A 24,427-nucleotide genomic window follows, 5' to 3' on the forward strand; every position below is an offset into this window, starting at 1 on the left:
TTTCCACCTCGAACCAACATTCGGAACGAAACGTTAGCAAGCCACCGAAAACATTTCACTGCCATCGAAATAACACCCGAACAACACCGGTAACATTCGACTGTCATTGCCATCACACGTTGACCACCCGCCGATCGGCCTGCTAGTTCTATTGTCATGTCGCCTGATCCCCAGTTCCGCCCGGCAGAATTCGCGATCGCACGTCTTTCGCTGTTGGGTTCGTCCACGGCGATTCCGGAAATACCGCGAACGCTCGACGACCTGGCCGGACTGCGCGAATTCCTCACCACGGTGGCGGCCGACCCCGCCATCAGCGAGGCGATCACTGTCTCCAGTGAATCCCTGGCCATCGTGCTGGACCGGCTCGTGGCCGGTGAACCTGTCCGGCCGAAGCGGTTGCGGCGCGCGGCGCTGTCCGCGGCGCGCTACCTGTCCCGCATGTCCAGCCGGGCCACCCCGTTCGGGCTGATGGCCGGGGTCACGTCGGCGCGATTCGACAACGACGTCAAGGTCCGGATCGGCACAGCGCATCGCAAGCAGGTGCGGCCGGACACGGCCTGGCTGACCTCGTTGGTCCGGAACTGGGAGATCGATCCGGCTGTGCTCGGGCAGCTGCGCGTGGTCAGCAGCGACGGCTACGTCGTCCGGGGTGATCGACTGGTACTGCCGCACCTGCCGGAAAGCGACCGGGACAGAGGTCCCGACCAGAGCGAACACACCGTGCGATACACCAGCGCGGTCCGTATGGCGCTCGGCTTCGCGCGGACGCCATGCCGTTTCGAGGAACTCGTCGAACACCTGGCCGCGGAGTTTCCGGCGGTGGCCGGGCAGGTGGTCCGGGCCATGCTGACGGAACTGGTGCGACAGGGATTCCTGGTGACAAGCCTCCGTCCGCCGACCACCTCCCCCGATCCACTCCGGCACATCCTGGACGCGCTTTCCGGCGTACCCGGGCACACGGGACGAGACGCGCTCAGCGAGATCGCCGAAACGCTGGCCGAATACGCGGACGCGCCCGTCGGCGCCGGCCGGTCGCTCTGGGACTCGGCGACGCGGCGCATGCGGCGGCTCCAGGGCGGGGAACGGCTGCTACAGGTCGACGTCGGCATGGAGGCCGATATCGTGCTGCCGTCGGACGTCGCCGAGGAGCTCGCGCAAGCCGTCGCGGCCGCCTGGCAGGCGGCGCCTGCCGGGGCAGCCCCCATGGACCCGCTCGCCCCTTATCGTGCCGAGTTCATCGAGACATACGGCATGAGCACGCTCGTCCCGGTCAAGGAGCTACTGGACCCGCAAAGGGGGCTCGGCGCTCCGGCCGGCTACCTCAGGCCACCCGGCCACCGCAGCCCATCCCCTGCCGCGCCGGCCGACACCCCGCGCGGCCGCCTCCTGCTCGCCCTGGCACAGCGTGCCACCGCGCGAGGTGAGGCGGAGATCGTGCTGGACGAGGACGTCCTCACGCACCTACGCCGTCCCGGCGCCGAGGACGAACCCGGCAGCGAGGTCGAGGTGTGCGCGTCCCTGCTCGCGAACTCCGAGGAGGACCTGCGATCCGGCGACTATCGTCTCGTCATCGCCCCGATCAACTACTCCCGATCCGGCGCCATGTTCGGCAGACATCTGTCCCTGGTCCCCAACCTGGCCGCGCAAGTGACGGGCTGGGCGGCGGACGCCCTCGATGCGGTTCCCGCCCAGCTGATCAGCTCGGTCGTCGGCGACCGGCTCGGCAACGTGACCAGGGTTCCGCGGCTGACCGAACAGACCATCGAGGCAGGCGTCTTCGCCGACCGTTCCGATCAGCGGGTCCACGGGCTGGACGAGCTGGCGATCTCCGCCGACCGGAACCGGTTTCTCGTGGTGTCGCTGCGCACCGGCGAAGAGCTGGTACCGCTGCCGTTCAACGCGCTGAGCGCGGTCACCGGTCTGCCGAACGCCGCTCGCCTGCTGGCGGAAATCGGTGAGCAGTACACACCCCCGTGGCAGCTGTGGAACTGGGGGCCCGCGGAACAACTCCCCTATCTGCCCCGGGTCCGATATGGACGGACAGTGCTCGCCGCCGCCCGGTGGTCGTTCGATCCCGCACTGGCCGAGTCCGGCACCAGCGAGACCGGGTGGCTCGCGGCGTTCGAACGCTGGCGCACCGAATGGACCGTGCCCGACCGGGGGTATCTTCGCCATTCCGACCACCGGGTGGGCGTGGACCTCACCTCTCCCCTGCAACTGCGACTGCTCCGGGAAGAACTGCGCCGCAATCCTGGCACCGTGTTGCAGGAAGAGCCGCTCGCCGGCGACTACCACTACGGGTGGAACGGCGGACACGCGACCGAGATCGTCGTCCCGCTACGGCCACGGCAGAAACGGTACCGGCCGCGGCAGCGTCCCAGCACGGCGCGGCCGGCCGCGGCGCACCGGCTGCACCAACCGGGAGGTTCCTGGCTCTCGCTCAAGGTGTACGCGGCCGAGCCCGTGCACGACGAGCTGCTTGTCCGCCACCTGCCCGCCCTGCTCGAGCACGCGACCGATGTCGTCGACCGGTGGTTCTTCCTGCGGTACCGCGACGACAGGCCACACCTGAGAATCCGTTTCCACTGCGAGCCCGGCGGAATCCGCGCGTCGCTGACCGGTGCCGTGCACGACTGGGCGGCCGACCTCGCCGCGGCCGGGCTGATCCGCGAGACCGTGGTGGACACCTACCGGCCGGAGATCGCCCGGTACGGTGGTATCGACGCGATCGACGCGGCTGAGCAGGCTTTCTGCGCGGACTCCGCGAGCGTCCTGGACCAGCTCACGATGGGACACGACGGCGCGACCGGGCTGCCGGCGGCCCTGCTCGGCGCGGCAAACTGTGTCGACCTTGCCCGTCACCTCTGCGGCGGAGAGTGGCGCGACTGGCTCGTCGAAACCTTCCGCCGCGAAAACCAGCGCGAAGCGTTCCAGCGCCATCGCGACGAGGCCGTCCGGCTGCTCGATCCGGACGGCGGCTGGCCCGGGTTGTCCGACCTCGACGGCGGCCCCGGCCTCGTGGCGACCTGGTCCCGGCGCGCGTCGCGGCTGGCACTATACGGTGAACTCGTCCGCGATCTTGTCGCCCGTGGCCGGCTCGAATCGGCGTCCACGGCGTTCAGTGGCGTGCTGCACATGCATCACAACCGTCTGGTCGGCATCGCCCCGGTGGCCGAACAGTGTTCCTACGCGATCGCTCGCGGGGTCGCGCACGTCAGCCTCGAGTGGGAAAGGCACCTGAGCCATGTCTCCTGACACGACGGACGTCGTCGACACGATCGCGCGCCGGCTGTCCGACGCGGAACACGTTCTCGCCGTGACGAACGCACCCGGCAACCTGATGCATACGCCTCGGCAAACCCGGCATCCCTGGTCCGCACTGTCCCTTTCGGACGGGAATCCGGCTCTGGCATTGTTCTTCGCCGAGCTGACCGCCGAGGACACGGGTCACCGCGACGTGCTGCACGCCTATCTCTCCGCGGGGCTCGAGGACGGATCACCACTACCTGAGACGACGCTGTTCAACGGGCCGTGCGCGCTCACCTTCGCCGCGCATGCGGCGGCAGTGGGCACCGGGGGGTACGCCACGCTGCTGGAATGGCTCGACGAGGCGGTCGTGGCGAAAGTGCGGCAGCAAGCCAGAACCGTCCACGCGCATATCGCGGACGGAGTCGCCATCGCGACCTGGTCGGGATACGACGTCGTCACTGGTATCAGTGGTACCGGTCGGCTCTTGCTGGCACGCCACGGCGTCACGGGCGATCCGGCAACCGGCGAAGCGCTCACCGAGGTTCTCACGACGCTGGTGGAAACCGCGCTGGCGGACGCCGTCGTGGCGGACGGCCGGGCGGTGCCCGCATGGTGGGTGACCCACTCGCCGACGGCCACCGCCGGCCACATCACCGAACACCTGAACCTGGGGCTCGCACACGGAGTAGCGGGCCCGCTGGCACTCCTGGCCCTCGCTCTCCGCGCCGGCGTGCGCGTGCCCCGCCACGAGGAGGCGATCACCCGGATCGTCGATCTGCTGTGGCGCTGGCGCAAGGTAGACGAACACGGTCCGTACTGGCCGGATTGGGTCACCCCCGACCAGTACGACGGAACCGCGCCACCCGGTCCACGGATCCGCGACGCCTGGTGTTACGGGGCAGCCGGGATCGCGCGGGCGCTGTACCTCGCCGGCGCCGCCGTCGGCAACAACGCATGGCAGGAGGACGCACACCATGCGTTCCACGGCGTCATCGCCACCGACGGCGGCGCGATCGGCACCGCCTCCCTGTGCCACGGCCGGGCCGGACTCCTGCAGATCGCACTGCGGATGTCCCACGACTCGGGCCTGCCTCAGTACCGATCGTTCGCCGACGCGCTGGCCGCACGACTCACCGCGGAGTTCGATCCCGAGAAGCCATTCGGATACCACTACCTGCATCCGGTGGCGTCCCTCGGCCCCGACCGGCCGGGATTCCTCGAGGGCGCCGCGGGCATCGCCCTGGCACTCCACGGCTACGCGATCGGCCGGCCACCGGCGACCGGTTGGGACGCGGCCCTACTGCTGAGCTGAACCAAAACTCCTGCGACCGGGAATGCGGCCGCACACGGCACAACCGCCCACCAACTCTTTCCACCTACCTTCCGCCGAAGACCGGCTAACGCGCCCGAGACACCCCTTCCGGTCAACTTCATCACACGAATCAGAGCCGAAGCCGGGTGGATAGCGCACAAATCGCCCCAGTGGTGCACTGATCATATGACCCCGCCCCCATATTCAGCGTCTCCTAGAAAAACATGGGGCGCCTGGTGAGGATTTTCCAAGAAAAACAAGGGCACTCGAAGAAGAACAACGCAATCGCCAGTGAGGCGGTCTGGAAGTCCCACTCCGAACACATCCTCGGATAGGCCAGAAGAGCTGATCGGCCAAGCCCCTCCGAGGTGGCCTGCGGCCAGCCTTGACACCGACGTCTCATGCACGCGCCCAAACCAGCGGCGGAAACCAGAAAAACAACCGCAACCCGGACCAACATCAGCCTTTGACCGGCCCCGCCCCTTCAAGGACGACCAGCGCGTTTCCCGTCGGTGTCATTCTCGTTCCCGATGAAACGCCTGCTTACCGGCGGGGGGGTTCAAGTCCCTCCGGATACGCGCACTGACCACACGCCCGCCGGGCGGCTGGACCACGGTGATCCATCGTGGCCCAGCCCTTGCCTCCGGATCGTCTCGGGCCACAGATCGGCGGGATCACTCGCCCGGTGTTGGCCGGCACCGGCTCACCTCCCGCCGCGTCCGCACCGGGTTCCGAGCATCCATCGAGCCGTGCGCGCGGACGTCACCCGAAGCAGGCGAGGTGCGCCGTCGGCGTCGACGGCTCACGTCGACGACAGCGGCTGACCGGGCGAGCGGAACTCGGGCAGCGGCCGGTCACTGCCCGCTTGCCGCGCCCTGATGGCCGCCCCGTACCGGGCTGCGAGCGGCCCCGAACTGGCACCGTGTGCAACCACGCTGGCCAGCACGGTGACCGCGATCACCGCGACGACGGTGTCGGCGCCCGAGCCCAGGGCGTCCAGTGCCAGCAGGGCGAAGATAAGCGACGCCAGGCCACGGGGCCCGAACCACCCCACGAACAGCACCGTCGCCCGGTCGAGGTGGGTGCCGAGCAAGGACAACGCGACCGGCGCCATTCGTACGACGGTCAGGCTGAGCAGCGCGTACAGGGCAATCCGCCAGTCGAAAACGTGTGCCAGGACGGGAAGAACGGTCGCCCCGAAGAGCATCCAGACCAGCAGGGACGCCAGTTCCGCGGTGTACGAGACATAACGGAGGTCCCTGATGTCACTGCGGCCGGCCGCGTTACCGAAGGTCAACCCGGCGATGAACGCGGCGACGAACCCGCTTGCGTGAGCGGCGATCGATGCCGCGTAGACGCCGATGGCCAGTGCCAGCACGGCGGGACCGGCGAAATCCTCCGAAACCCAGCCAGACCGGCCTGCACGTCCGAACAACCAGCCTCCGGCCAGCCCGGAACCCGCCCCGATGACCATCCCCATGACCAACTCGAGGACCACCTTCCCGACGCTTTCCTGTCCGGTTTGGGCGGCACCGGCGATCGCGACGAGCACCACCGGCGTGACGAGGCCGTCGTTGAGTCCACTCTCGACATTGATCAGCCTGCGGACCCGCGGCGGCACGGCCGGGTTGGTCATGACGACCAACCCGAGCGCCGCGTCAGTGGGCACGAGTGCGGCCGCGGCCAGCAGCGCGAGCCATGGCGTCAGGCCCGGTACCAGCAGGCTGGCCAGCAGCCACCCGGCGCCGAGGGACAGCGGCAGGCCCACGCCGAGCAGGCGGGCGTAGAACCCCAGATCGGAGCGGAAGTCCCGGAACCGGACCTTCGACGCGTCGGAGAAGAGCACCCAGACCAGTGTGGCCTCGGTGAGCAACCTGAACCTGTGCGGATCGAGGTCGAACTCACGAGCCAGAGCGGCGAGCATCCCGCCCACCGCGACGAACACGATCGGTGCCGTCAGGAAAGCGCGCTCCAGCCGGGCGGATACCAGGCCCCACAGGAAGATGGCCGCCATGACCACGGCGACGCCACTCGCGCCCATGCCAACCGATACCCAGCCGAGTCAACCGGTTGCCGCCGAAGTCAGCGCCGAGAACGGCCGCAGTTCCTCCTGACCACCTCGCGCGACGACGTAGCTGGATCCCGGCACCTCCCGCCACGCCCCGTGGAGATCTCCCAGCGGTTCGGACACCACCAGCCGGGCGTCATCGGAAAGCTTGTGCGAATTGGGATCGTCCGGATACTGGCGACGGAGCGTCGAGACGTCTTCGCTGTGGAAGAGGGACCGCGACCGGCCTTCACTGGAGTAACGGAACGCCCACGTTGTTTCGCCGTTGGTGAGGGCGATCGTCATCTGGATCGGGTACCGGACACCGTGACGCCGTCCCGCCTCCTCGACGAGTCCCACGGTTCGGCCCAAGGCGGCGGGCGGATCCCGGTCCAGGCCGAACGTCAGGGCAAGAAAGAACAGGACCTCGGAGTCGGTCGACCCCGCGATACCGGGATAGAGTTCGGGGTCGACGGCCAAGGTGAGTTCACCCCTCACGGCCGGGAATTCCGCGACGAGACCGTTGTGCATCCACAGCCAGCGACCATGACGGAAGGGGTGGCAGTTCGTCTTCTGGACCGCCGAACCGGTGGAGGCCCGGATATGCGCGAAAACCCGGCCGGACCTGATCTGCGCGGAGAGCTCCCGCAGGTTGCGGTCGCTCCAGGCCCGCTCGGTGCTCAGGAAGACACCCGGCGTGGCGAGGTTTCCGTACCATCCGACGCCGAAACCGTCCCCGTTCATGGTCTCGGCGCCCAAACGCGAGTGCGTGCTCTGCAGTACGAGCGAATTCGCGGGCTTGTAGAGGAGATCCTCGAGGAAGACCGGTGAGCCGGAGTATGCGAGCCAACGACACATGCCTCCGATCGAGTCACAGGTCACCGCCGCCCGGCTCACCTGTACGGGATGAAATGGACGAACCGTCCCACGTTGAGCGACGGCCGATGTGCTGCCCGAGTTGGCCCACGCGATGGGCGCTGGAGCCGGCCCCGTGGAACGACAGGCCTTATGTCAACGAGGCCGACCCGGACAGCTGGATGTATCAACTGGAGTTGCCGGCGGCCTGGAGTCGATCACACATCACGACCACCCGGGGACCTGACCGATCGTTGTCATCGACCGTCGGTCCGGCACGTGAGAAGGAGAACGGACCCATCCCTCGCTCACACCGCATAACCAAGGCCAAGCGGTGTGGTTGGCGTGTATGTCCCCCTCGGACACAGTTTCGTGGCATGCCTGCCACATCTGACGTACTCGTGCTCGAACGCGCTCCAGCACCCCCAGCGTGCCGTGTAGGCCGCATTTGGCGGTCTTCCGGCGGTGGTCGTCGTGACCAACGCGCCGGTGGTCATCCCGGCCACCCCCTCTGCGTCCTGGCGGGCACGCTGGTACGTCGGACGCTGCCACCGACGATCGTGCCCACGCCCCGCACGACCAACATGGTGTACGGGCTCGCGGCCGCCTGGCTGAGCGCGCCGTAGTCACCACGGCTCGGTTGACAGCCGGCACCCGGCATGGCGCCGGTGGCGTGTTCAGCGTGACGAAGCAGGGCCACCTCCGCCTGCCCGCTCCCGTTTGGCACTGCTGCGGACCACGTCCTACTGGCCGCTGACCCTGAAAAGGGGCTGGGCAATTGGTTCTTCTGACGCCGGAAAGGCCAACATCTGTGAGAAGGCCGGAAACTGGGTTTGGTAACCGCGCGCTGGAGACCGGGCACCTGCGCTGGTTCGAAGTCCGGGGTGTCGTCAGCGGAGGCCGGTACCGCCGTTGACCGGCAGGACCTGCCCGTTGATCCACTCCCCGTCCGCGGACAGCAGGAAGGTCACCGCCGCCGCGATGTCCTCCGGTCGTCCGAAGCGGGGTGAACGCAGTGTCTCGAACACCGTGGCGCGGTACTGCTCGTCGTTGTTCGTCATCGAGTTCTCGGTCAGCACGAGGCCGGGCGCGACGACGTTGCCACGGATGCCCTCCTTGCCCCACCGGGTCGCGATGTGCTTGCTCAGTGCGACCACACCGGACTTCGAGGAGCCGTACGCCACCCGCCTGCGGTCCCCGTGCAGCACCAGTCCGGAGATCGTGTTGACGATCGCGCCGCCGCCACGCGCCAGCATGGCCGGGACGGCGTGCCGCGCGGTGAGGAAGTAGCCGGTGAGGTTGACTTCCAGGCTGCGCCGCCAGACCTCGAGCGGCACGTCGAGGAGGTCGGTGTCGCGGCCGAGGGTGCCCGCCGACAGGTCGGCGGGCACGTTGAACAGTCCGTCGACACCGCCGAAGGTCTCGACGGTCGCCGCCACGAGTGACGCGCAGTCCTCGTCGTCGGCGACCCGGCCGGGGCCTGTCGGCCGCCGGTTATCACGTCGAGGAACAGCCCCTGTTCCGGCCGCAGTCCGTCGTCCAGCGGCAGATGCAGCGCCGCCACCCCTGCCGCCTTGGCGGCGACCAACGATTCCCGGCACAGTCGCGACAGCCCTTGGACCCAGGCGCGCAGCGCGCCGGTGGCCCCCTTGCCGGCGAAGTACTCGTTTACCGGCCCGATGCGCTGCGCTTCCTCGCCGCCGAGCCGTGCGCGTAGCGGGTGACACACCGCATGTCCCGCTCCGGCAGGTAAAACACGGGCTGGTCGAGTTGTGCCGCACGCAGCCACGGACACGGGTCCCCGGCCTGTACCCGGGTCGAAGGGATCGAACGTCCGTCCGTCAACCTCGGGGGCTCGCGGACTCGTCTCCGTCATGGCGTCTCCTGGCACCATTGCCTTCTCTTTGACGGCGGCGGATTCCCTGGATGGGACGGGGCGGCCCGGCGCTCACGCGGGGTCGGCCAGCTGCGCCCGGGAGTAGCCAGCCACTTCCTTGTAGGAATCGGAGATCCCTTGCAGCTCGCTCAGGCTGATGACGTCCTCGATCCGTTCGAAAGGACGGTCACCGGTCCTCTCCCACACCTCACGCAGGATCGCATCCGGCGGCCGCACCCGATTGGTGCGCACCACCCGCGCGGTCGCCGGCAGCCGGACCTCCTCATACCGACGCAGCGCGGCAACGGGATCAGCGCACTCCACCAGAGCCGTCCGCAGCGCATGCGCGTCAAGGATCGCCTGACCAGCCCCATTGGAGCCCCGCGGGACCATCGGATGCGCGGCGTCGCCGACCAGCGTCAGCCGCCCCACCGTCCAGTGGCCCAGCGGGTCCTGGTCCACCATCGGGTACTCCAGCACCTCCCCCGCGTGGTGGACCATCTCCGGCACGTCGAGCCAGTCGAACCGCCAGGTCTCGAAAGCGAACAAGAAGTCCCCGACGTCGGCACGGCGAGTCCAGTCCCGCCGTTCATGGCGCTCGGTCTGCAACTCCGCCACCCAGTTGACCAACTGGTTACCCTGGCCGTCGACATCATCCCGAATGGGATAGATGACCATCTTCCCACCCGCGAGCCACCCCGCCCGGATCATCGACGCCCCAGTCAGGATCGGCGGCATCACCGTGGTCCCCCGCCACATGTTCACGCCCGTATACAGCGGCTCACCCTCCTCCGGATGCAGCTGCTTGCGGATCGTCGAATGCACCCCGTCACACGCGAGGACCACATCGCCCCGCACAGCGGGCAGCGCGACACCGGCAGGATCCCGGAAATGAGCCGTGGCGCAACGCTCATCCTGCGACGCACCATGACACACGTGGCCCAGAACCACCGCATCAGACCCCAAACGCTCCCGCACCGCCTGCAACAGCACCGTCTGCAACTCACCCCGATGAATCGAAAACTGCGGGGTGGAATACCCCGCGAACCGCCCCGCCGGCTCGCGGTAGATCATCTGCCCGAACCGGTTGTAGAACACCGACTCCCGAGTGGTGACAGCCACCTCAGCCAACGCCGACTCCAGGCCAAGCCGACCGAGCACCTTCGTGGCATGCGGCAACACGTTGATCCCCACCCCCATCGGCAGGATCTCCGGAGCCGCCTCGTACACGCGGCACTCGATCCCCGCATCGTGCAGCTCCAGCGCGAGCGTCAGCCCGGCGATACCCGCACCGACGATGACTACTCTCATCGAGGACTCACTCCTTCCGATCCCTGGCGCACAGGGGGACGGCTCGTGGTGGCGATCCGGGTGGACCTGCTGCAGGTCCGATTACGTCGGCGGCCCGCAGAACCACTCCTACACGGCCACGCCGCCGAGAGACACCGTGACGGCAGAGGATTCTGCGCACCGGAAAACGGACGGAGCGAGCCAGAACACCACGTACCGTAAGAGCACCACAATGGACACGACCGCAGATCCATCGTGGACATTCCCGAGCCACGCTACGCGGTGAATTCCTACTCCACGCCGCGGTCCCAGAAGTCCTCCAGTGCACCGATCGCGGCGATGCCCACGAGATCGCGCGCTCCGGCGCCCCCGTCCGGGCGCCCGCTCCGAGGACGACCACGACCCGCCCGTCCAGCCGGAGCCGATCGGCGTAGCCGGGGACCGCCCCGATCTCGGGCCTCACGAGACCACCGTCAGCCGCAACGGCCGGACGCGGAGCAGTGCGGCTTGCGCCTCAGCGTCCATGTCCTCGGGCATCCACTCCGCGGCGTGGTCAACCTCGATCCGGATGTCGGTGACGCCGGGAAGGCGGTCGACGGTGGTGCGTGCTTGGTCGGCGATGAGCCCGGCCCGCATGCAGAAGGGGCTGGTCAGCCTGATCTCGATGGTGACCACGCCGAAGTCGATCCGGATGTTCTGGATCAGCCGTCGTAGTGCAAGTGGCGTTGCCGCGGCTGGTACTCGTTTCCGCTCACGTGGGCGGTGGGAGGCCGCATCGAGCGGTTGGCCGGCGGGGTAGGGCTCCGCCGCGGTTGCGTAGGCTGCACGTGGGTGATGCGCTCGACTGGCGGCGCGTCGAAGGCCCGCAGCGGCCGCGCCTGCTCCGGCTTCGCGCCGAAATGCTGGTACGGGACAGCGCCTGGCTCGAACTGTCCGTCATGCCCCGGCGGATCAACCTGCCGGCAGCGAGCGATCTTCGAGCCGTACGGTCTCGCCGGCCACCTGTACTGGACTTCTACAACATCATCTTCGGTGGCATGCGCGACATCACCGGCACCGCCGAAGGCCGGCACGGCCGGTAAGCGGGGCTTGCCGGCCACAACGGAGGGAAGGCCATGCCGAACTACCTCTTGGCCGCCGCCCCGGTGCCCGGCCATGTCGCACCCATGACGCAGATCGGCAAGGACCTGGTACGCCGGGGACACCGGGTGCGCATGCTCAGCGGTGAGGAGTTCACCGAAACGATCCGCGCCGCCGGGATCGATCCGGTCGCTCTCGCCCCTGAATGCCACATCGCACCGCCGGCCGCGAAGGCACATCGCGCGCGTGTAACCGGCCCGGTCGACCGGTGGCGACGCGGCCGCACCGAGCTGCGGGAGCTGTTCGTCGAGCCGATGGCCGCGCAGCACCGCTCTCTGCACCGGGCGCTGCGGACCGGGCCGGTGGACGCGGTGCTGGTCGACGTCGCCTTCACCGGAGTGCTGCCCACGCTGCTTGCCGGCGCACCCCGGCCGCCGGTGCTCGCCTGCGGTGTGGTGCCACTCATGCTGTCCAGTGTGGACACCCCTCCGTTCGGCATGGGCCGGCCGCCCACCCGGCGGCGGGACTACCCGGCGATGGGCTGGGTGGTGCACCGGCTGCTGTTCGGCCCGACCCAGGCTCTTGCCGACCGCCAGCTGCGGGCTTTGGGCCGCCCACGGCTTCCCGTGTTCCTCATCGACTGGCCGAAACTGGCCGACCGGCTACTGCAACTGACCGTGCCGTCCTTCGAATACCCGCGGCGCGACCTCCCGCCCACGGTGACCTTCGCCGGCCCGGTACTCCCCGAACCGCCCCCGAAGACCGCGCTGCCGGCCTCGTGGCCCGAACTCGCCGGCAGCCGGCCAGTGATCCACGTCGCCCAGGGCACGTGGGACAACACCGATCTCGACCGGCTGATCGGACCGGCCCTGCACGCTTTGGCCACCGAAGACGCACTCGTCGTCGCCACCACCGGCGGTCCCCCGGCCGGCGAGTTGCCCGCACCGCTGCCGGCCAACACCCGCGTGGCCGAATTCCTGCCCTACCAATGGCTGCTGCCCCAGGTCGACGTCATGGTCACCAACGGCGGCTATGGCGGCGTCCAGTGCGCCCTCGCGCACGGCGTGCCACTGGTCGTCGCCGGGGTACCGCCGACAAGCCGGAGATCGCCGCCCGCGTCGCCTACACCGGCGCCGGCATCGACCTGCGCACCGGCACGCCGACCGAGCACGCCCTGGCCACCGCGGTACGCACCGTGCTGCACACCTCCACCTACCGGCAACAGGCGCGGCGCCTGGCCCGCGATATCGCCGCAAGCCGTCCCCTGGACACCATCGCGAACGCCCTGACCGTGTGCGGCGGCCAGACCGATCAGGGGCGGTTCCGGTCAACCCCACCGAACTCTTCGACAACCTGCCGGTACCGGCCGGAAACGCGTTGACTCCTGCCGCTGAGTCATACCGAAATCTGGTGCGCTGCGCGACGTCCGGGCGTTCACTATCGTGGTTTTTCTAACACTCACATCCCGCTGCCAGGACAGAGCCGATCATGGCTGAGCGTGAACTCGATGCTGCCGGCATCACCGAACCCCACTTGCGCACCGCTTACCGGGAGTGCCGCCGCGTCAACGCCCGCCACGGGCGGACCTACTTCCTGGCGACCAGGCTGCTGGACCCGCGTCAACGCCCGGCCGTCCACGCCCTGTACGGATTCGCCCGCCACGTGGACGACCTGATCGACGAGCCGCCGCGGGGTGCCGGCAAAGACGACCTCGACGCCGCAGTGAGCGATGCGGAAAGACGTCTCTACGAGGGCCTGGAAACCGGGCGGTGTTTCGGGCCGCTGCTTCCGGCCGTGGTCGACACCGCCCACCGCTACCGCATACCGCGGCGGTACTTCTCCTCGTTCCTGCGCTCGATGCGCATGGACCTCACCGTCACCGGCTATCCCGACCGGCGCGCGCTCGAGCGGTACATGCACGGGTCGGCCGAGGTGATCGGCCTGCAGATGCTGCCGGTGCTGGCTACCGTCACCACGATCGCGGAGGCCGCACCGCACGCCGCGGCGCTGGGCAAGGCGTTCCAGCTGACCAACTTCCTCCGCGATGTCGCCGAGGACCTCGACCGCGACCGGGTCTACCTGCCTGCCGACGAGCTTGCCGCGTTCGGCGTCGACCGCGATCTCCTCCGCTGGTGCGCCCGGTCACGGCGCATCGACCGGCGCGTCCGCCAAGCGCTCGCCGACCAGATCGCCACCACCCGCGCTGTCTACCGCTTCGCCCATCCCGGCATCGCGATGCTGCACCCGGTTTCGCGGCCGTGCGTCGCGACCGCCTTCACGCTGTACTCCGAAATCCTCGCTCGGATCGAACAAGCCGGCCACAACGTGTTCGCCGTCCGGGCCAGTGTGCCGGGCCCGCGCAGGCTCGTGGTGGCCGCCGGAGCTCTCGCCCGCGCGCACCGAGCCCGCCTGCGATACGCCCCGGGCCGGGCCCCTTCCCCGTGGAGTACGGTGACATGGGCACCGCGGAATACCTGATCGTGCTGGGCGCCTGCGTCCTGATCACCCTGCCGCTCGAACTCCGCGCCCGGGTATACCGCAGGCCAAGCCGCCTCGTCCTGACCGTGCTGCCGGTGTCGGTGCTCTTCCTGGTCTGGGACGCACTGGCGATCGCGGCGGGCGCATGGAACTTCGACCCGGCGTTCATCACCGGAATTCGCCTGCCCGGAGGCATTCCCGTGGAGGAAGCGCTGTTTTTCGTGATCATCCCGACCTGCGCGATCCTGACCTTCGAGGCGGTCAAAACCACCTCCGCACTCCTGGCGAGACTGCGCACGCACAAGAATCGGGTCAAGTCACGGGCGGCGCGATGATCCCCTGGGCCTACACCGTGCCGGTCACCCTGGCCGTGCCCGCGGTGGTCGCACTCGAGTTGTTCGTGTTGCGCACCGGTTTGTTCCGCACGTCCGCGTACTGGGTCACGATGGCCATCGTGACCGCCTTCCAGGTTCCGGTGGACGGCTGGCTCACCAAACTGCCCACGCCGGTTGTCCGCTATTCGCCGGCCGCGATCAGCGGTGTCCGTTTCCCTTGGGACATCCCGATCGAAGACTTCCTCTTCGGCTTCGTGCTGACCACGGCCGCCCTCATGCTGTGGCGGGCCGTGGACAGGGAGTGATCTCGGTGAGCCCGCCCTCAGGTAATGGCAGGCGCGTGACCTACCCCGGTCACCCCGGAGCCCCGCGGCCGGAAAGCGGCGCGCGAGTTCCGGAAACCGCGGTGATCGGTGCCGGAATCGCGGGGCTCACCGCCGCCACCGCACTGGCCGAACGCGGTGTCAGCGTCACGCTTTTCGAACGCGAGTCCTACCTCGGGGGCCGGGTCGGCGCCTGGCCGGCCAGGCTCCGAGACGGCACTCAGGTCACCATGAGCCGAGGCTTCCATGCCTTCTTTCGCCAGTACTACAACCTGCGAGCGCTGCTCCGGCGCACCGATCCCGGCCTGGAACGGCTGGTCGCCCTCGAGGACTATCCGCTGCGGGATGCCCGCGGCCTCATCGACACCTTTGCCGGGCTGCCGAAGGCACCACCGCTCAACGCGCTCGCGTTCGCCCTGCGCAGCCCGACCTTCTCCGTCCGCGATCTGCTCAGGCTCCGCGCGGCGAAAGCCCTGCCCCTGGCGGCCGTGTCGGTGCCGGACATCTACCACGAGCTCGACCACGTCGACGCCGCGTCCTATTTGAAGTCCATCAATTTCCCCGCGGCGGCAAGGCATCTGGCCTTCGAGGTTTTCTCGCGCAGCTTTTTCGCGGACCCGGCCGACCTCTCCGCGGCCGAGTTGGCGACCATGTTCCATCTCTACTTTCTCGGCTCCAGCGAAGGCCTGGTGTTCGACGTCCCCTCGGCGCCGTTCCCGGACGCACTGTGGAACCCGCTGAGTGCCTACCTGACCGCTCGTGGAACCGACATCCGGATCGCCACGGCGGTGGCCACCGTGGGCCGGGATCGGTCCGGTGGCTACGTCATCCATCCCGAAGACGGCCGGCCCCTTCGCGCCGACGCGGTGGTGCTCGCGCTCGACACCGGCGGACTGCGTCAACTCGTCGAGCGATCACCGGACCTTGGTGACGCGAGATGGCGTGACGATGTCGCCGCGCTGCGGGTCGCGCCTCCGTTCCTGGTCCGGCGACTGTGGCTGGACCGGCCCGTATCGCCCGCGCGGCCGGCGTTCCTGGGCACTGGCGGCCTTTCCCCGCTGGACAACATCAGCGTGCTCGACCGGTACGAGCGCGATGCCGCGGAGTGGGCGGCCCGCACCGGCGGCTCGGTTGTCGAACTACACGCCTACGCCGCGAAGACCGGCGACCCTGCGTGGCTGAGCGAGCGGGTGGCCGGGCTGCTGCGCGAGATCTATCCGGAAACGGCCGCCGGGGTCGTGGGCGACATCGCGGTGTGGCGGCAGGACTGTCCGCTGTTCGGGCTCGGTGGCTTCGCCCGACGCCCCCGTGTCACCACCGGGGATCCGAATGTGGTGCTGGCCGGTGACTGTGTGCGGGTCGACCTGCCGGTCGCGCTGATGGAACGGGCGGCGACTTCGGGTTTCCTCGCGGCGAACCAGCTGCTGCGCACCTGGGATCTGGCCGGGCACGCGATCTCGTCGGTGCCCAACCATGGCCGGCTCGCGCCGCTGCGCTGGCTCGCCGCCGGTCATCGAAGGGCACGGCGATGGCGGAGCGCGAAACGCCGCTCCGCATAGGCGAGATCATCGCGCCACAGCCGCTCGGCCGCACGCCGCATCAAGGGACGCAACACCGGTGCGGTTCTCCGCGCGAGGGCGAAACCACGGCGTTCCGACGTGGCCACCGTGGCCTCGATGACCGCGGTCCGCGGCAGGCCGTCCGGTCCCGCGCCGAGCGGCGTCGCGTGCGTCTCGACCACGCTGCCGGCGCCCTCGCCCTCAACGATGCGCATCAGCACGGTCCGCGGCCCAGGGCAACTGAACTCGGCACGCACGGTCACGCCCCAACGGCCCGCGACGCGGAACGTCACCGCCACTACGAACCGGTCTTCGTCATCGGTCGAGGCATGGACGGCGGGGGCGGACAGCACCCGAAGCCGGGCGAACGAGTAAGGATGGAACCAGGCTCCGTGCCAGGGATCGAGCCGGTTGGCGACCACGTCTTCGGGTTCGCACACGCCCGTCATCGTCGTCACCGCGGCCACCTGGGCTCCGCTGTCCGGCCGCGACGGCACGGTCGGCCGTTCGGTGGGCGGCTCTCCGCCTTCCCGGTCGAGCCTGACCCAGGCGAGTATGCCGTCGTCATGGCAGGGCAGCGCCCGCCAGGATTTACCGCATCCCCGCCCGAGCCGCAGGCCGTGCCAGCGGCACACCAGATCGCCGTGATCGAGGCGGGCCCTTGCCAGGGGCGCGCCGAGGTGAGGGCAAACGCCGGGCCCCACGGTCAGCCGGCCGTTCCGGTCCCGCCAGGCAACCAGTTCCCTGCCGGCGACCGTCACGCCGAACGGAGCGCGGCCGGTGACGTCGCGGCTGGCACCCACGACGTACCAGTTTCCCGACCGCCGGGCGGCGGCGCGCTTTGCCGCGGCCTCGATCACCGCGGGGTCCGCGTCGTGGTAGGTCGGCCGTTGCGCGGCCCATGCCGGTTCTCCGAACGGCTGGATCGGCCATCCGGCCGGCCAGCTGTCGATCATCCATTGCCCTACTCGCACCGGCGCCCGCCTCCTCGGGAACAGGACACCATCCTGGGCGATCCCCGGCCGGCCGGCAAACCCAGGATTTGATCAATGTCGGCGCCGATTCGAAGCGAAATCGCGTGGTACCCGTCGAAAGCGGATCAAATGACCGAGCGTCCAGGCCGGCCGAGGAAATTTTCCCAGCCCGTTCACCCTATTCTTGTGTTGCGGAACCAATCGTGTCAGCGTCACGTCATCGGCCTCAAGGCTCATGTCCGATGACGCGCTCGGGCAGGAGTTCCTCACCCACAAGGTGCTCGTGTTCCGCGGCCAGCACCTCACGCCGGACGAGCACGTCAGGGCGGCGCGCATCTTCGGTGAGCCGTTCCGGCATCCGACCGCGATCGAAGACGAGGCGAATCCGCTTGTCTACCCGTACAACGTGCGGGAAACCGGAAAAGCGAGCACCTGGCACATCGGTGGCCTGTGGCGGAATCCGCCGTTCAGCATCGAGTCGCTGACCTATCAGGAAGTGCCGGAACTGGGTGGCCACACGTTGTGGGCCGACCTGCAGGCCGCGTACGACGACCTTTCCGAGCCGGTCAAACACTTGCTGGAATCGGTCAATGCCGTCTACGACGCCGATGCGGCCAACTACGCCCAGGACAGCAAGCGGGACGGGGTTCGCGAGACGATCGAGCATCCGGTGGTGTTGCGGCATCCGGACACCGGCCGGCCCGGCCTGTTCATCAGCTCGTCGGCGCTCGGCCTGACCGGCGTCACCGCCGATGAGGGCAAGGCGATCCTGCCGTTCCTGCTCGGGCACGCCTCGTCGCCCAACTACACGATCCGGTTCGGCTGGCGACCCGGCGACTTCGTGCTTTGGGACAACCTGGCAACGTGGCACTACGCGGTGGACGACTACGGCGACGGGCCGCGCGCCTACCGCAAGGTCATCGTAGGGCGATAACGGCAAGGCGGCGCGGCGGTCCCTGACGCCCACGTCGGCCGCGCCGCCGGATGACTCTCGTCACCATCGAAGCTCGTCACCATCGAAGAAGGAGGACCGATGAGCACACCGACCACGAACCTCGACGCCTTCGCCGCCGAGTGGCAGGACTGGCACCGCGAGCACGAGGAGCGGCTGGCCGACCCACACGGGTTCCTGGCGATCACCAGCCTGCACTGGCTCGGCGAGGTGCCGACGCGGTTTCCCGATGCCCCAGGTGCGTGGTCCACCGGCCGCGAGGGCGTCACCGTCGTCCTGGACGACGGTGAGGAACTGGTAGTCGACGGCGCGGTGGTGCGCGGGCGCTACTCGTTCGGGGTCATTCCCGAACGCGGCGGGATCAACGCGGTCTGGGGGGACGCGGTGATCGAGGTGGCCAAGCGGGGAGGGCAGGACATCGTGCGGCCCCGCCACCCGGACAACCCGCTACGCACCGCGTACACCGGCACCCCGGCCTACTCGCCGCACCCCAGGTGGGTGATCGCCGGTCGCTACCAGCCGTTCACCCGCCCCAGGCCGACGACGGTAGGCGCGGCCGTCGAGGGGCTGGAGCACGTCTACGACGCGCCCGGCCGGATCGACCTCGAACTCGACGGCCGGGAACTGAGCCTGACCGCGTTTCCAGGACACGGCCCGGACAGCCTGATCGTGCTGTTCACCGACGCCACCTCCGGCGTCACCACCTACGCGGCCAACCGGGTGCTGCCCGTACCGCCACCGGACGCCGACGGCGTCGTCACGCTCGACTTCAACCGCGCCACCAACCTGCCGTGCGCGTACACCGATCTGGCAACCTGCCCGCTGCCGCCACCGGAAAACCGACTGCCGATCGCGATCGAGACCGGCGAACAGATCCCGTACGAACGCCGCTGAACCTGGCAACCATGAACAACCTCCACGGCACGTACCTCGGCCGAAGGAGGCCAGACCTGCGACTGTCCACTCCGGACGGTGAGCTTTCGTACTGCGATCCCCGGATCTCGCTGTCGTGGCACTTCTCGTTCAATCAGCGGCATCCGCTCGTGGAAGAACTGGTCACCGTCCGGGTCGAGACCTTTTTCACCCGCTTCTTCCAGCCGGCCGTGCACCGGCCGTCGGATGCGCGAGTCCGACGGCCGTGTGGGGCAACGGCAAAGCCACCGAAACGGAACCCGGGGCCGGGCCTCAGGCCTTCCGGCGAACGCGGAGCACGACCAGCAGTGCGGCGCCGCCCAGGACCAGTACCGCGCCGAGACCGACCAGCCAGCCGCCGTTGAACCCGGTGTAGGCCAGGTTGGACTGGTTCGTGTTCACGACCGAGGAAGTGCTCGTGGCGGCAGCCGCGGCACCGCCGGCCATCGATGACGAAGACCTCCCGGCCGTGCTGCCCGTGGTGGTTTCGCCAGCCGGCCCGGAGGTCGTGGTGTTCCTGCTCGTGCGGGTCGTCGTGGGTTTGCCGGTGATCGAGCTGGGTGTGGTCGCGGTCCCGCACACGTACCAGTGGCTGATCTGCGGGATGTTGCCGCCACCGTTGAGCGGAGACCTCAGGTTGGTCCACGGCGGCGTCGCCGGCAAGCCGAGCCGGCCCGGCACGTACACGTTGTACCCGTCACCGCCCTTGACGACGACAGCCGAAACCGTGACGCCGCCGGACACACCCGTGATCGTGACGTACTGATCGACGTTGGGAACGCCACCGGTGAACTGGTAGTCGACGACAGGTTTCAGCAGGGTGCCGCTCACTCCGGCGCTTCCACACGTGGTGACGTTTCCGTCGTGCGCGATCGCGCGCGGATCCTGGGTGTCCTCGGCCGAGGCGACGGCAGAAGAACCGAGCAGGAGGCCGAAGGTCAGGCAGACCACGGCTGCAGCGCACCTTGAACGTCGGTGAGCCAGCTTCATGCGAGAAACTCTCATGGGTTGGGTGCGTGCGCAACGGGATGAGAGCGCTGCGCGGATCGGGTGGGCGAACCTTAACCCAAAAGGACGAACGCGCCAGGATGTGATGGTCTCGGTATCCACTTTGAGTCCGTTCAGTAACCATTCCGATCTCGACCGACGGTCACAAGCGGAACGGTCCAGTTGGCGACCGCCGATCGGTAAGACGATCTCACCATGGCGGCCGGAGCCCACCGCTCCCGTGATGCCGGGCTCCCGGCGGCCCTGCCCCCGCATGATCAGACCGGCCTGACGCCTGCCGGACGCCGACCGTTGACCTCGGAAAAGCAACGGTTCGGAGACGGGCGTGACACGATTGGGGGCACCGGCGCTGATGCAGGTGAGACGAGCGCGAACCGTCGACGGTGTTTCGACCGGTACCCGGGCAGAGTCCTGGGTGCCGGTCCCAAACACGCACCCGACCCTCCGCTCACTCCGGCGGCTATCCCGTCCGCGGCAGTGAGCGAGGCGGTGCCTGTGCTGCGATGACGCTTCGCCCACTCGTCTCGTCCCTGCACCTCGGAGACGGAGACGCCCCTTGATCAAGACCGTGCTGGCGAAACCGCTCACGACCAAGGTCGCGGTGGCCGCCTCCGCGACCGCGGCCGTCGGAGGCGTCGCGGCGGTCGCCGCCACCGGCCATCTCCCAGACGTGTCAGGCGGCAGCCCGACACCCGGGTCGGCCGCCGCTTCGAGCGCACCGGCCAGTGAGTCTTCGCACGCAGGCGCGAGATCCAACGGAAACGGCGACTCGAACGCGTCCCCGTCCCCTTCGTTGCTGGGCCTGTGCCACGCCTACACCGCCAGCGCTGGTTCCGCGCACGGTAAGGCGCTGGAGAACCCCGCGTTCAGGATCCTGATCAGTACCGCGGCTGGCGAGGACCAAGTGGCTGCCCACTGCGCCAAACTTCTCGCCGAACCCAGCTCCGCGGCCACCTCGAAGGCGCCAGCGAAGGAGCACAACACCGAGGCCCACGCGACGCCGGACCCAAGCACCCGCTCCAGGAGCGTAACGACCGCGCGGCCCAGCCACTGAGCCAGTGGCGTACGCGATCACGAACTGGCCAAGTCCTGGCGTGTTCGCCCTTGAGGAACAGATGGGCACCTGTCCTCCTCACCTGATGCCCCAGGCCTGCGGCACCAGGCGGCGGCACGTCACCGGTCGTGAGTGGAAAGCGTTATCGGGGTGACGCTTTCCACTCACGACGCAAAACGGGCGGTGACTCACCTTCCCACTCGGGAGTCGCCGCAGGAAAAGAGCGGGTGGCGGTCTCGGCGACTCCTCCGTCCCAAAAGACCGCCACCCGTGTCCTTATGCGCCGAAATCGGCCAAGGAACGACCGGAACCTGCATTCGAGCGGCGCCCCCGGCGGATTTACCGTCCTCACCGGTTCGCCACGCGAGACAATTTCATGAATTGGTTGATGCGCTTCAAGAAGTTGTTTCCAGCCTGAGTCCGGCGAATAACTGTGATGCCTTCTCCTGATCCCACGACAAGGCGGATCCGACACCAGGCACGTCGACCGATCCGCTGGTGCTGTTCCAGGTGCTGTTGCAGGTGATCGCACCGGTCATCGACATGGCGGGCTTTTTCGGACTGTTCACCCAGGACGCCGTGTCGATCGCGGTGACCTGGCCGGGTTTCCTGGCACTCCAGCTCGTTCCGGGCATACTCGCGTTCAAATTGGACGGTGAACGGTTACGACCGTTGCTCACCCTGCCGCTGCACCAGGTAGCGTACCGGCAGCTGATGTACTTCGTCGTGATCCAGTCCGTGATCACGGCTCTTGCCGGTGCCAGGCTGCCATGGCACAAGCTGTAGTGCCGAGGACAGCTCATCCCACACGAACAGGCGCCCCGGCGTTGAAACTCGCCCACGCGCTGGCATCGGAAAGCCAACGGCACGTCGCCGGGCCGATCAACCGCCTCCACGGCCGTCACGGCCGCCCGGCGTTCGCACGCCACCGTGCCGTGTCGATCAGGACGTCGAGCAGCTCGCGGTATCCCAGGCCGGCGGCCTGCCACATGCGAGGGTATTGGGAAGCGCTGGTGAAGCCCGGGAACGTGTTGGCCTCGTTGAGGACCCGGCGGCCGTTCGCGCGGACGAAGAAGTCGACGCGCAGCAGCCCGGTGCAGTCCAGGGCGCGGAACAGCCGCAACGCGTCCTCGCCGAGGGCTTCGGTGATCGCCGGGTCGAGGGTGGCCGGAACGTCGAGCACGGTGGTGGCGTCGCTGTACTTCGCGCGGTAGTCGAAGAAGGTGACCGCGCCGGAGGTCCGGATCTCCAGCGGCGGGCTCACCGCGAGGTCGCCGCCCGGCCGTTCGAGCACCCCGATGTCGACTTCGCGGCCGATGACGGCCGCCTCCACCAGCACCTTGTCGTCGCTCTTGCGCGCTCTGTCCACGGCATCGGGCAGCTCGGCCCAGTCATCCACTTTGGACACGCCGATGCTGGAACCCTCGCGGGCGGGTTTGACGAACACCGGAAGTCCCAACCGTTCTCGGTCCGCCGCGGTGACATCGTGCTGGCTCCTGCGCAGCACCACCCCGTCACTCACGTCCAGACCGGCACCGGCCGCGATCTTCTTGGTGTACTCCTTGTCCATGCTGAGCGCGCTGGACACGACGCCGTTGCCCACGAACGGAATCCCCAGCCCGTCGAGCAAAGCCTGCAGTGTACCGTCCTCGCCGTATGGTCCGTGCAATGCCGGGAACACCACGTCGCACCACGTGAGCTCGCGCATCGTGGCAAGGATGCTGCCGACCGGGGTGTTGTCCCCGGCCGGGGGGAAGCCGGTCTGCTGCCACCGCAGCGCCGCCTCGACAGTCGGCAGGTCGGGCACGGCGGACACGCAGCTCCAGACACCGTCCCGGCCGATCCGCACCGCCAGGATCTCGTACCGCCGCCGGTCGAGGTTGGTCAGGATGCTGGCCGCCGAGCGGCATGACACTTCGTGTTCACCGCTGCGCCCGCCGAACAGGACAGCGAGACGGATCTTCGGTTCAAGCACGTGACGGCTCCCCCGGCTTCTCGGCAGCGGCGTGAGCATAACGGCGGGGCATTCTCGGACCAACCCCGGTTCTCGGGCGGGACCGTCCGGGCCCATTCGCTGACGGTCGGCTCCCTTTCGGTGCCTGGCCCGAACACGACGACCTCATCGCCCATCCGTGCCGTGTCGCCACCGAAGTCGACGACGAACTGGTCCATCGCGATCCGGCCGGCCACCGGGTACCTGCGGCCGCCCGTCGCGGAAACCGGTGCTGAAGTTCCGGGTGGACACGATGCTGTTCGAGGGATCGTGGAAACGGCTGGTGTTCGACAAGCCCGGCTTGCCCCGGGCGCGGTGGACCGCTCGGAGTATGTGGTGTGCGTGCTGGAGAAGTTCCACTTCTGGCTCAAACGCCGCGAGATCTACGCCCCGTCCTCCAGCCGGTAGCGGGATCCGCGTGGGGTAGTACTCGGATGTGGTGTTCGGGCTGGTGCACCTGCTGGACAAGCAATACCGGCCCGCGCCGACGGATCTGCCCGACGAGCGGCGGCTCCGGCGGGTGAACACCGCCGCCCGCGGCTGTCTCCACCTGGAGCGCCCCGCCCGGCACCGGGCTGACATGCTGCGCGTGGTCGGTTCCATCCACACCGGCGAGGTCCGCGCCTTCGACCGTGATGCGGATCCTGCCACGCGACGGGTCCCCGAACCCCGCTGGGCCACGCGTTCGCCCACCACGGGGGCATCTTCAAGGCCCGCCACCTGCTGTCCTACTTCGACGAGTCGCCAAGCACCTCTTCCACGGCAAGCTCGGCAAGATCCACAAGGCGTATCAGCAGGGCGTGGAGAAACAGTTGGGCGCCCAATTAAGGTTGTTCACTCTGTTGGAGTATATCCAACCAACTTAAAGGTGCGGGACCGTGATTCACGGAAGGGGACTGGGTAGATCTCTGGCGTTTTCGATTTACTGTTCACGAACTTTGGGGGAGTCAGGTGGAAGCCCCGAGTGGGAAGACGCGGGAGTCTGCCCAAGCCGAAAACGGCAAGCGCCACGGAGGATTGCTACAACTGGAGGGGGTTATCGTGACCGCACGCATTTTTCGCTTAAGAAACATCGCTCTGCTTTCTCTGGCGTGCTTGTTTGCCGGTATGCCTGTAGCTCAGGCGGCCGA

Annotated in this window: 18 protein-coding genes and 2 pseudogenes; 11 read left to right on the forward strand and 9 right to left on the reverse strand. The window is 68.4% G+C overall.

The features are described 5' to 3' along the window. Positions 1-156: 156 nt before the first annotated feature. Positions 157-3,255 carry a lantibiotic dehydratase gene (locus VJT49_RS13495; protein ID WP_324165132.1) on the forward strand — a complete coding sequence of 1,033 codons (3,099 nt, stop codon included), beginning with the start codon at positions 157-159 and terminating at the stop codon, positions 3,253-3,255. Next, positions 3,245-4,561, forward strand: a complete 1,317-nt coding sequence (locus tag VJT49_RS13500; protein WP_324165133.1) for a lanthionine synthetase C family protein — start codon at positions 3,245-3,247, stop codon at positions 4,559-4,561. Before VJT49_RS13495 ends, VJT49_RS13500 begins: the two co-directional genes overlap by 11 nt. Positions 4,562-5,363: 802 nt before the next feature. On the opposite strand, the gene VJT49_RS13505 is transcribed toward VJT49_RS13500, so the two are convergent. The 5 genes and pseudogenes from VJT49_RS13505 to VJT49_RS13525 form a co-directional block, all read right to left on the reverse strand. Further along, a complete protein-coding gene (locus VJT49_RS13505) occupies positions 5,364-6,602 on the reverse strand; it encodes a cation:proton antiporter (RefSeq protein ID WP_324165134.1) in 1,239 nt (412 codons plus the stop codon). A gap of 21 nt (positions 6,603-6,623) precedes the next feature. Then, positions 6,624-7,466 (reverse strand): class II glutamine amidotransferase, encoded by an 843-nt coding sequence (locus VJT49_RS13510; RefSeq protein ID WP_324165135.1) that lies wholly within the window; start codon positions 7,464-7,466, stop codon positions 6,624-6,626. A gap of 887 nt (positions 7,467-8,353) precedes the next feature. After that, the gene (locus VJT49_RS13515) at positions 8,354-9,244 is read right to left on the reverse strand and encodes an SDR family oxidoreductase (RefSeq protein ID WP_324165136.1); all 891 of its coding nucleotides are present in this window, start codon (positions 9,242-9,244) and stop codon (positions 8,354-8,356) included. A 167-nt stretch (positions 9,245-9,411) separates the two neighbouring features. Further along, complete coding sequence (locus VJT49_RS13520; RefSeq protein WP_324165137.1) at positions 9,412-10,650, reverse strand: flavin-dependent oxidoreductase; 1,239 nt, start codon at positions 10,648-10,650, stop codon at positions 9,412-9,414. A 438-nt stretch (positions 10,651-11,088) separates the two neighbouring features. After that, positions 11,089-11,340, reverse strand: a pseudogene (locus tag VJT49_RS13525) (metal-sulfur cluster assembly factor); the annotation flags it as partial. Positions 11,341-11,361: 21 nt separating this feature from the next. Between VJT49_RS13525 and VJT49_RS13530 the strand changes: the two are divergent. From VJT49_RS13530 to VJT49_RS13555, 6 genes and pseudogenes are all read left to right on the forward strand, one after another. Further along, positions 11,362-11,711 (forward strand): annotated as a pseudogene (locus VJT49_RS13530) (DUF2867 domain-containing protein); the annotation flags it as partial. A gap of 33 nt (positions 11,712-11,744) precedes the next feature. Beyond that, positions 11,745-12,998 (forward strand): glycosyltransferase, encoded by a 1,254-nt coding sequence (locus VJT49_RS13535; protein WP_324165138.1) that lies wholly within the window; start codon positions 11,745-11,747, stop codon positions 12,996-12,998. A 199-nt stretch (positions 12,999-13,197) separates the two neighbouring features. After that, positions 13,198-14,187: a phytoene/squalene synthase family protein gene (locus tag VJT49_RS13540; protein WP_324165139.1), complete on the forward strand. Its 990-nt coding sequence runs from the start codon at positions 13,198-13,200 to the stop codon at positions 14,185-14,187. Beyond that, complete coding sequence (locus VJT49_RS13545; protein WP_324165140.1) at positions 14,166-14,522, forward strand: lycopene cyclase domain-containing protein; 357 nt, start codon at positions 14,166-14,168, stop codon at positions 14,520-14,522. Before VJT49_RS13540 ends, VJT49_RS13545 begins: the two co-directional genes overlap by 22 nt. Continuing rightward, positions 14,519-14,827, forward strand: coding sequence for a lycopene cyclase domain-containing protein (locus VJT49_RS13550; RefSeq protein WP_324165141.1), 309 nt, complete (start codon positions 14,519-14,521; stop codon positions 14,825-14,827). Before VJT49_RS13545 ends, VJT49_RS13550 begins: the two co-directional genes overlap by 4 nt. A 5-nt stretch (positions 14,828-14,832) precedes the next feature. Next, on the forward strand, positions 14,833-16,404 hold the full coding sequence (locus tag VJT49_RS13555) for an FAD-dependent oxidoreductase (protein WP_414635943.1): 1,572 nt from the start codon (positions 14,833-14,835) through the stop codon (positions 16,402-16,404). Here VJT49_RS13555 and VJT49_RS13560 read toward each other — a convergent pair. Beyond that, a complete protein-coding gene (locus tag VJT49_RS13560) occupies positions 16,356-17,360 on the reverse strand; it encodes a DUF5914 domain-containing protein (RefSeq protein WP_324165189.1) in 1,005 nt (334 codons plus the stop codon). The genes VJT49_RS13555 and VJT49_RS13560 overlap by 49 nt on opposite strands. A gap of 253 nt (positions 17,361-17,613) precedes the next feature. On the opposite strand from VJT49_RS13560, the gene VJT49_RS13565 reads away from it, so the two are divergent. Together VJT49_RS13565 and VJT49_RS13570 are read left to right on the forward strand one after the other, a co-directional pair. Beyond that, complete coding sequence (locus VJT49_RS13565; protein WP_324165143.1) at positions 17,614-18,312, forward strand: TauD/TfdA family dioxygenase; 699 nt, start codon at positions 17,614-17,616, stop codon at positions 18,310-18,312. A gap of 99 nt (positions 18,313-18,411) precedes the next feature. Then, positions 18,412-19,224: a DUF1684 domain-containing protein gene (locus tag VJT49_RS13570; protein ID WP_324165144.1), complete on the forward strand. Its 813-nt coding sequence runs from the start codon at positions 18,412-18,414 to the stop codon at positions 19,222-19,224. Between the two features lie 291 nt (positions 19,225-19,515). Here the strand turns inward: VJT49_RS13570 and VJT49_RS13575 are convergent, their stop codons facing one another. Next, positions 19,516-20,193, reverse strand: a complete 678-nt coding sequence (locus VJT49_RS13575) for a hypothetical protein (protein WP_324165145.1) — start codon at positions 20,191-20,193, stop codon at positions 19,516-19,518. A gap of 1,609 nt (positions 20,194-21,802) precedes the next feature. On the opposite strand from VJT49_RS13575, the gene VJT49_RS13580 reads away from it, so the two are divergent. Beyond that, positions 21,803-22,090, forward strand: coding sequence for a hypothetical protein (locus VJT49_RS13580; protein WP_324165146.1), 288 nt, complete (start codon positions 21,803-21,805; stop codon positions 22,088-22,090). A gap of 115 nt (positions 22,091-22,205) precedes the next feature. On the opposite strand, the gene VJT49_RS13585 is transcribed toward VJT49_RS13580, so the two are convergent. Further along, positions 22,206-23,279 carry a D-alanine--D-alanine ligase family protein gene (locus VJT49_RS13585; protein WP_324165147.1) on the reverse strand — a complete coding sequence of 358 codons (1,074 nt, stop codon included), beginning with the start codon at positions 23,277-23,279 and terminating at the stop codon, positions 22,206-22,208. Then, positions 23,189-23,566, reverse strand: coding sequence for an alanine racemase C-terminal domain-containing protein (locus tag VJT49_RS13590; protein ID WP_414635946.1), 378 nt, complete (start codon positions 23,564-23,566; stop codon positions 23,189-23,191). The genes VJT49_RS13585 and VJT49_RS13590 overlap by 91 nt, the downstream gene beginning before the upstream one ends. Positions 23,567-24,427 lie beyond the last annotated feature (861 nt).

Origin of the sequence: Amycolatopsis sp., from assembly GCF_035276945.1 — a bacterium.
Lineage (GTDB): Bacteria > Actinomycetota > Actinomycetes > Mycobacteriales > Pseudonocardiaceae > Amycolatopsis_E.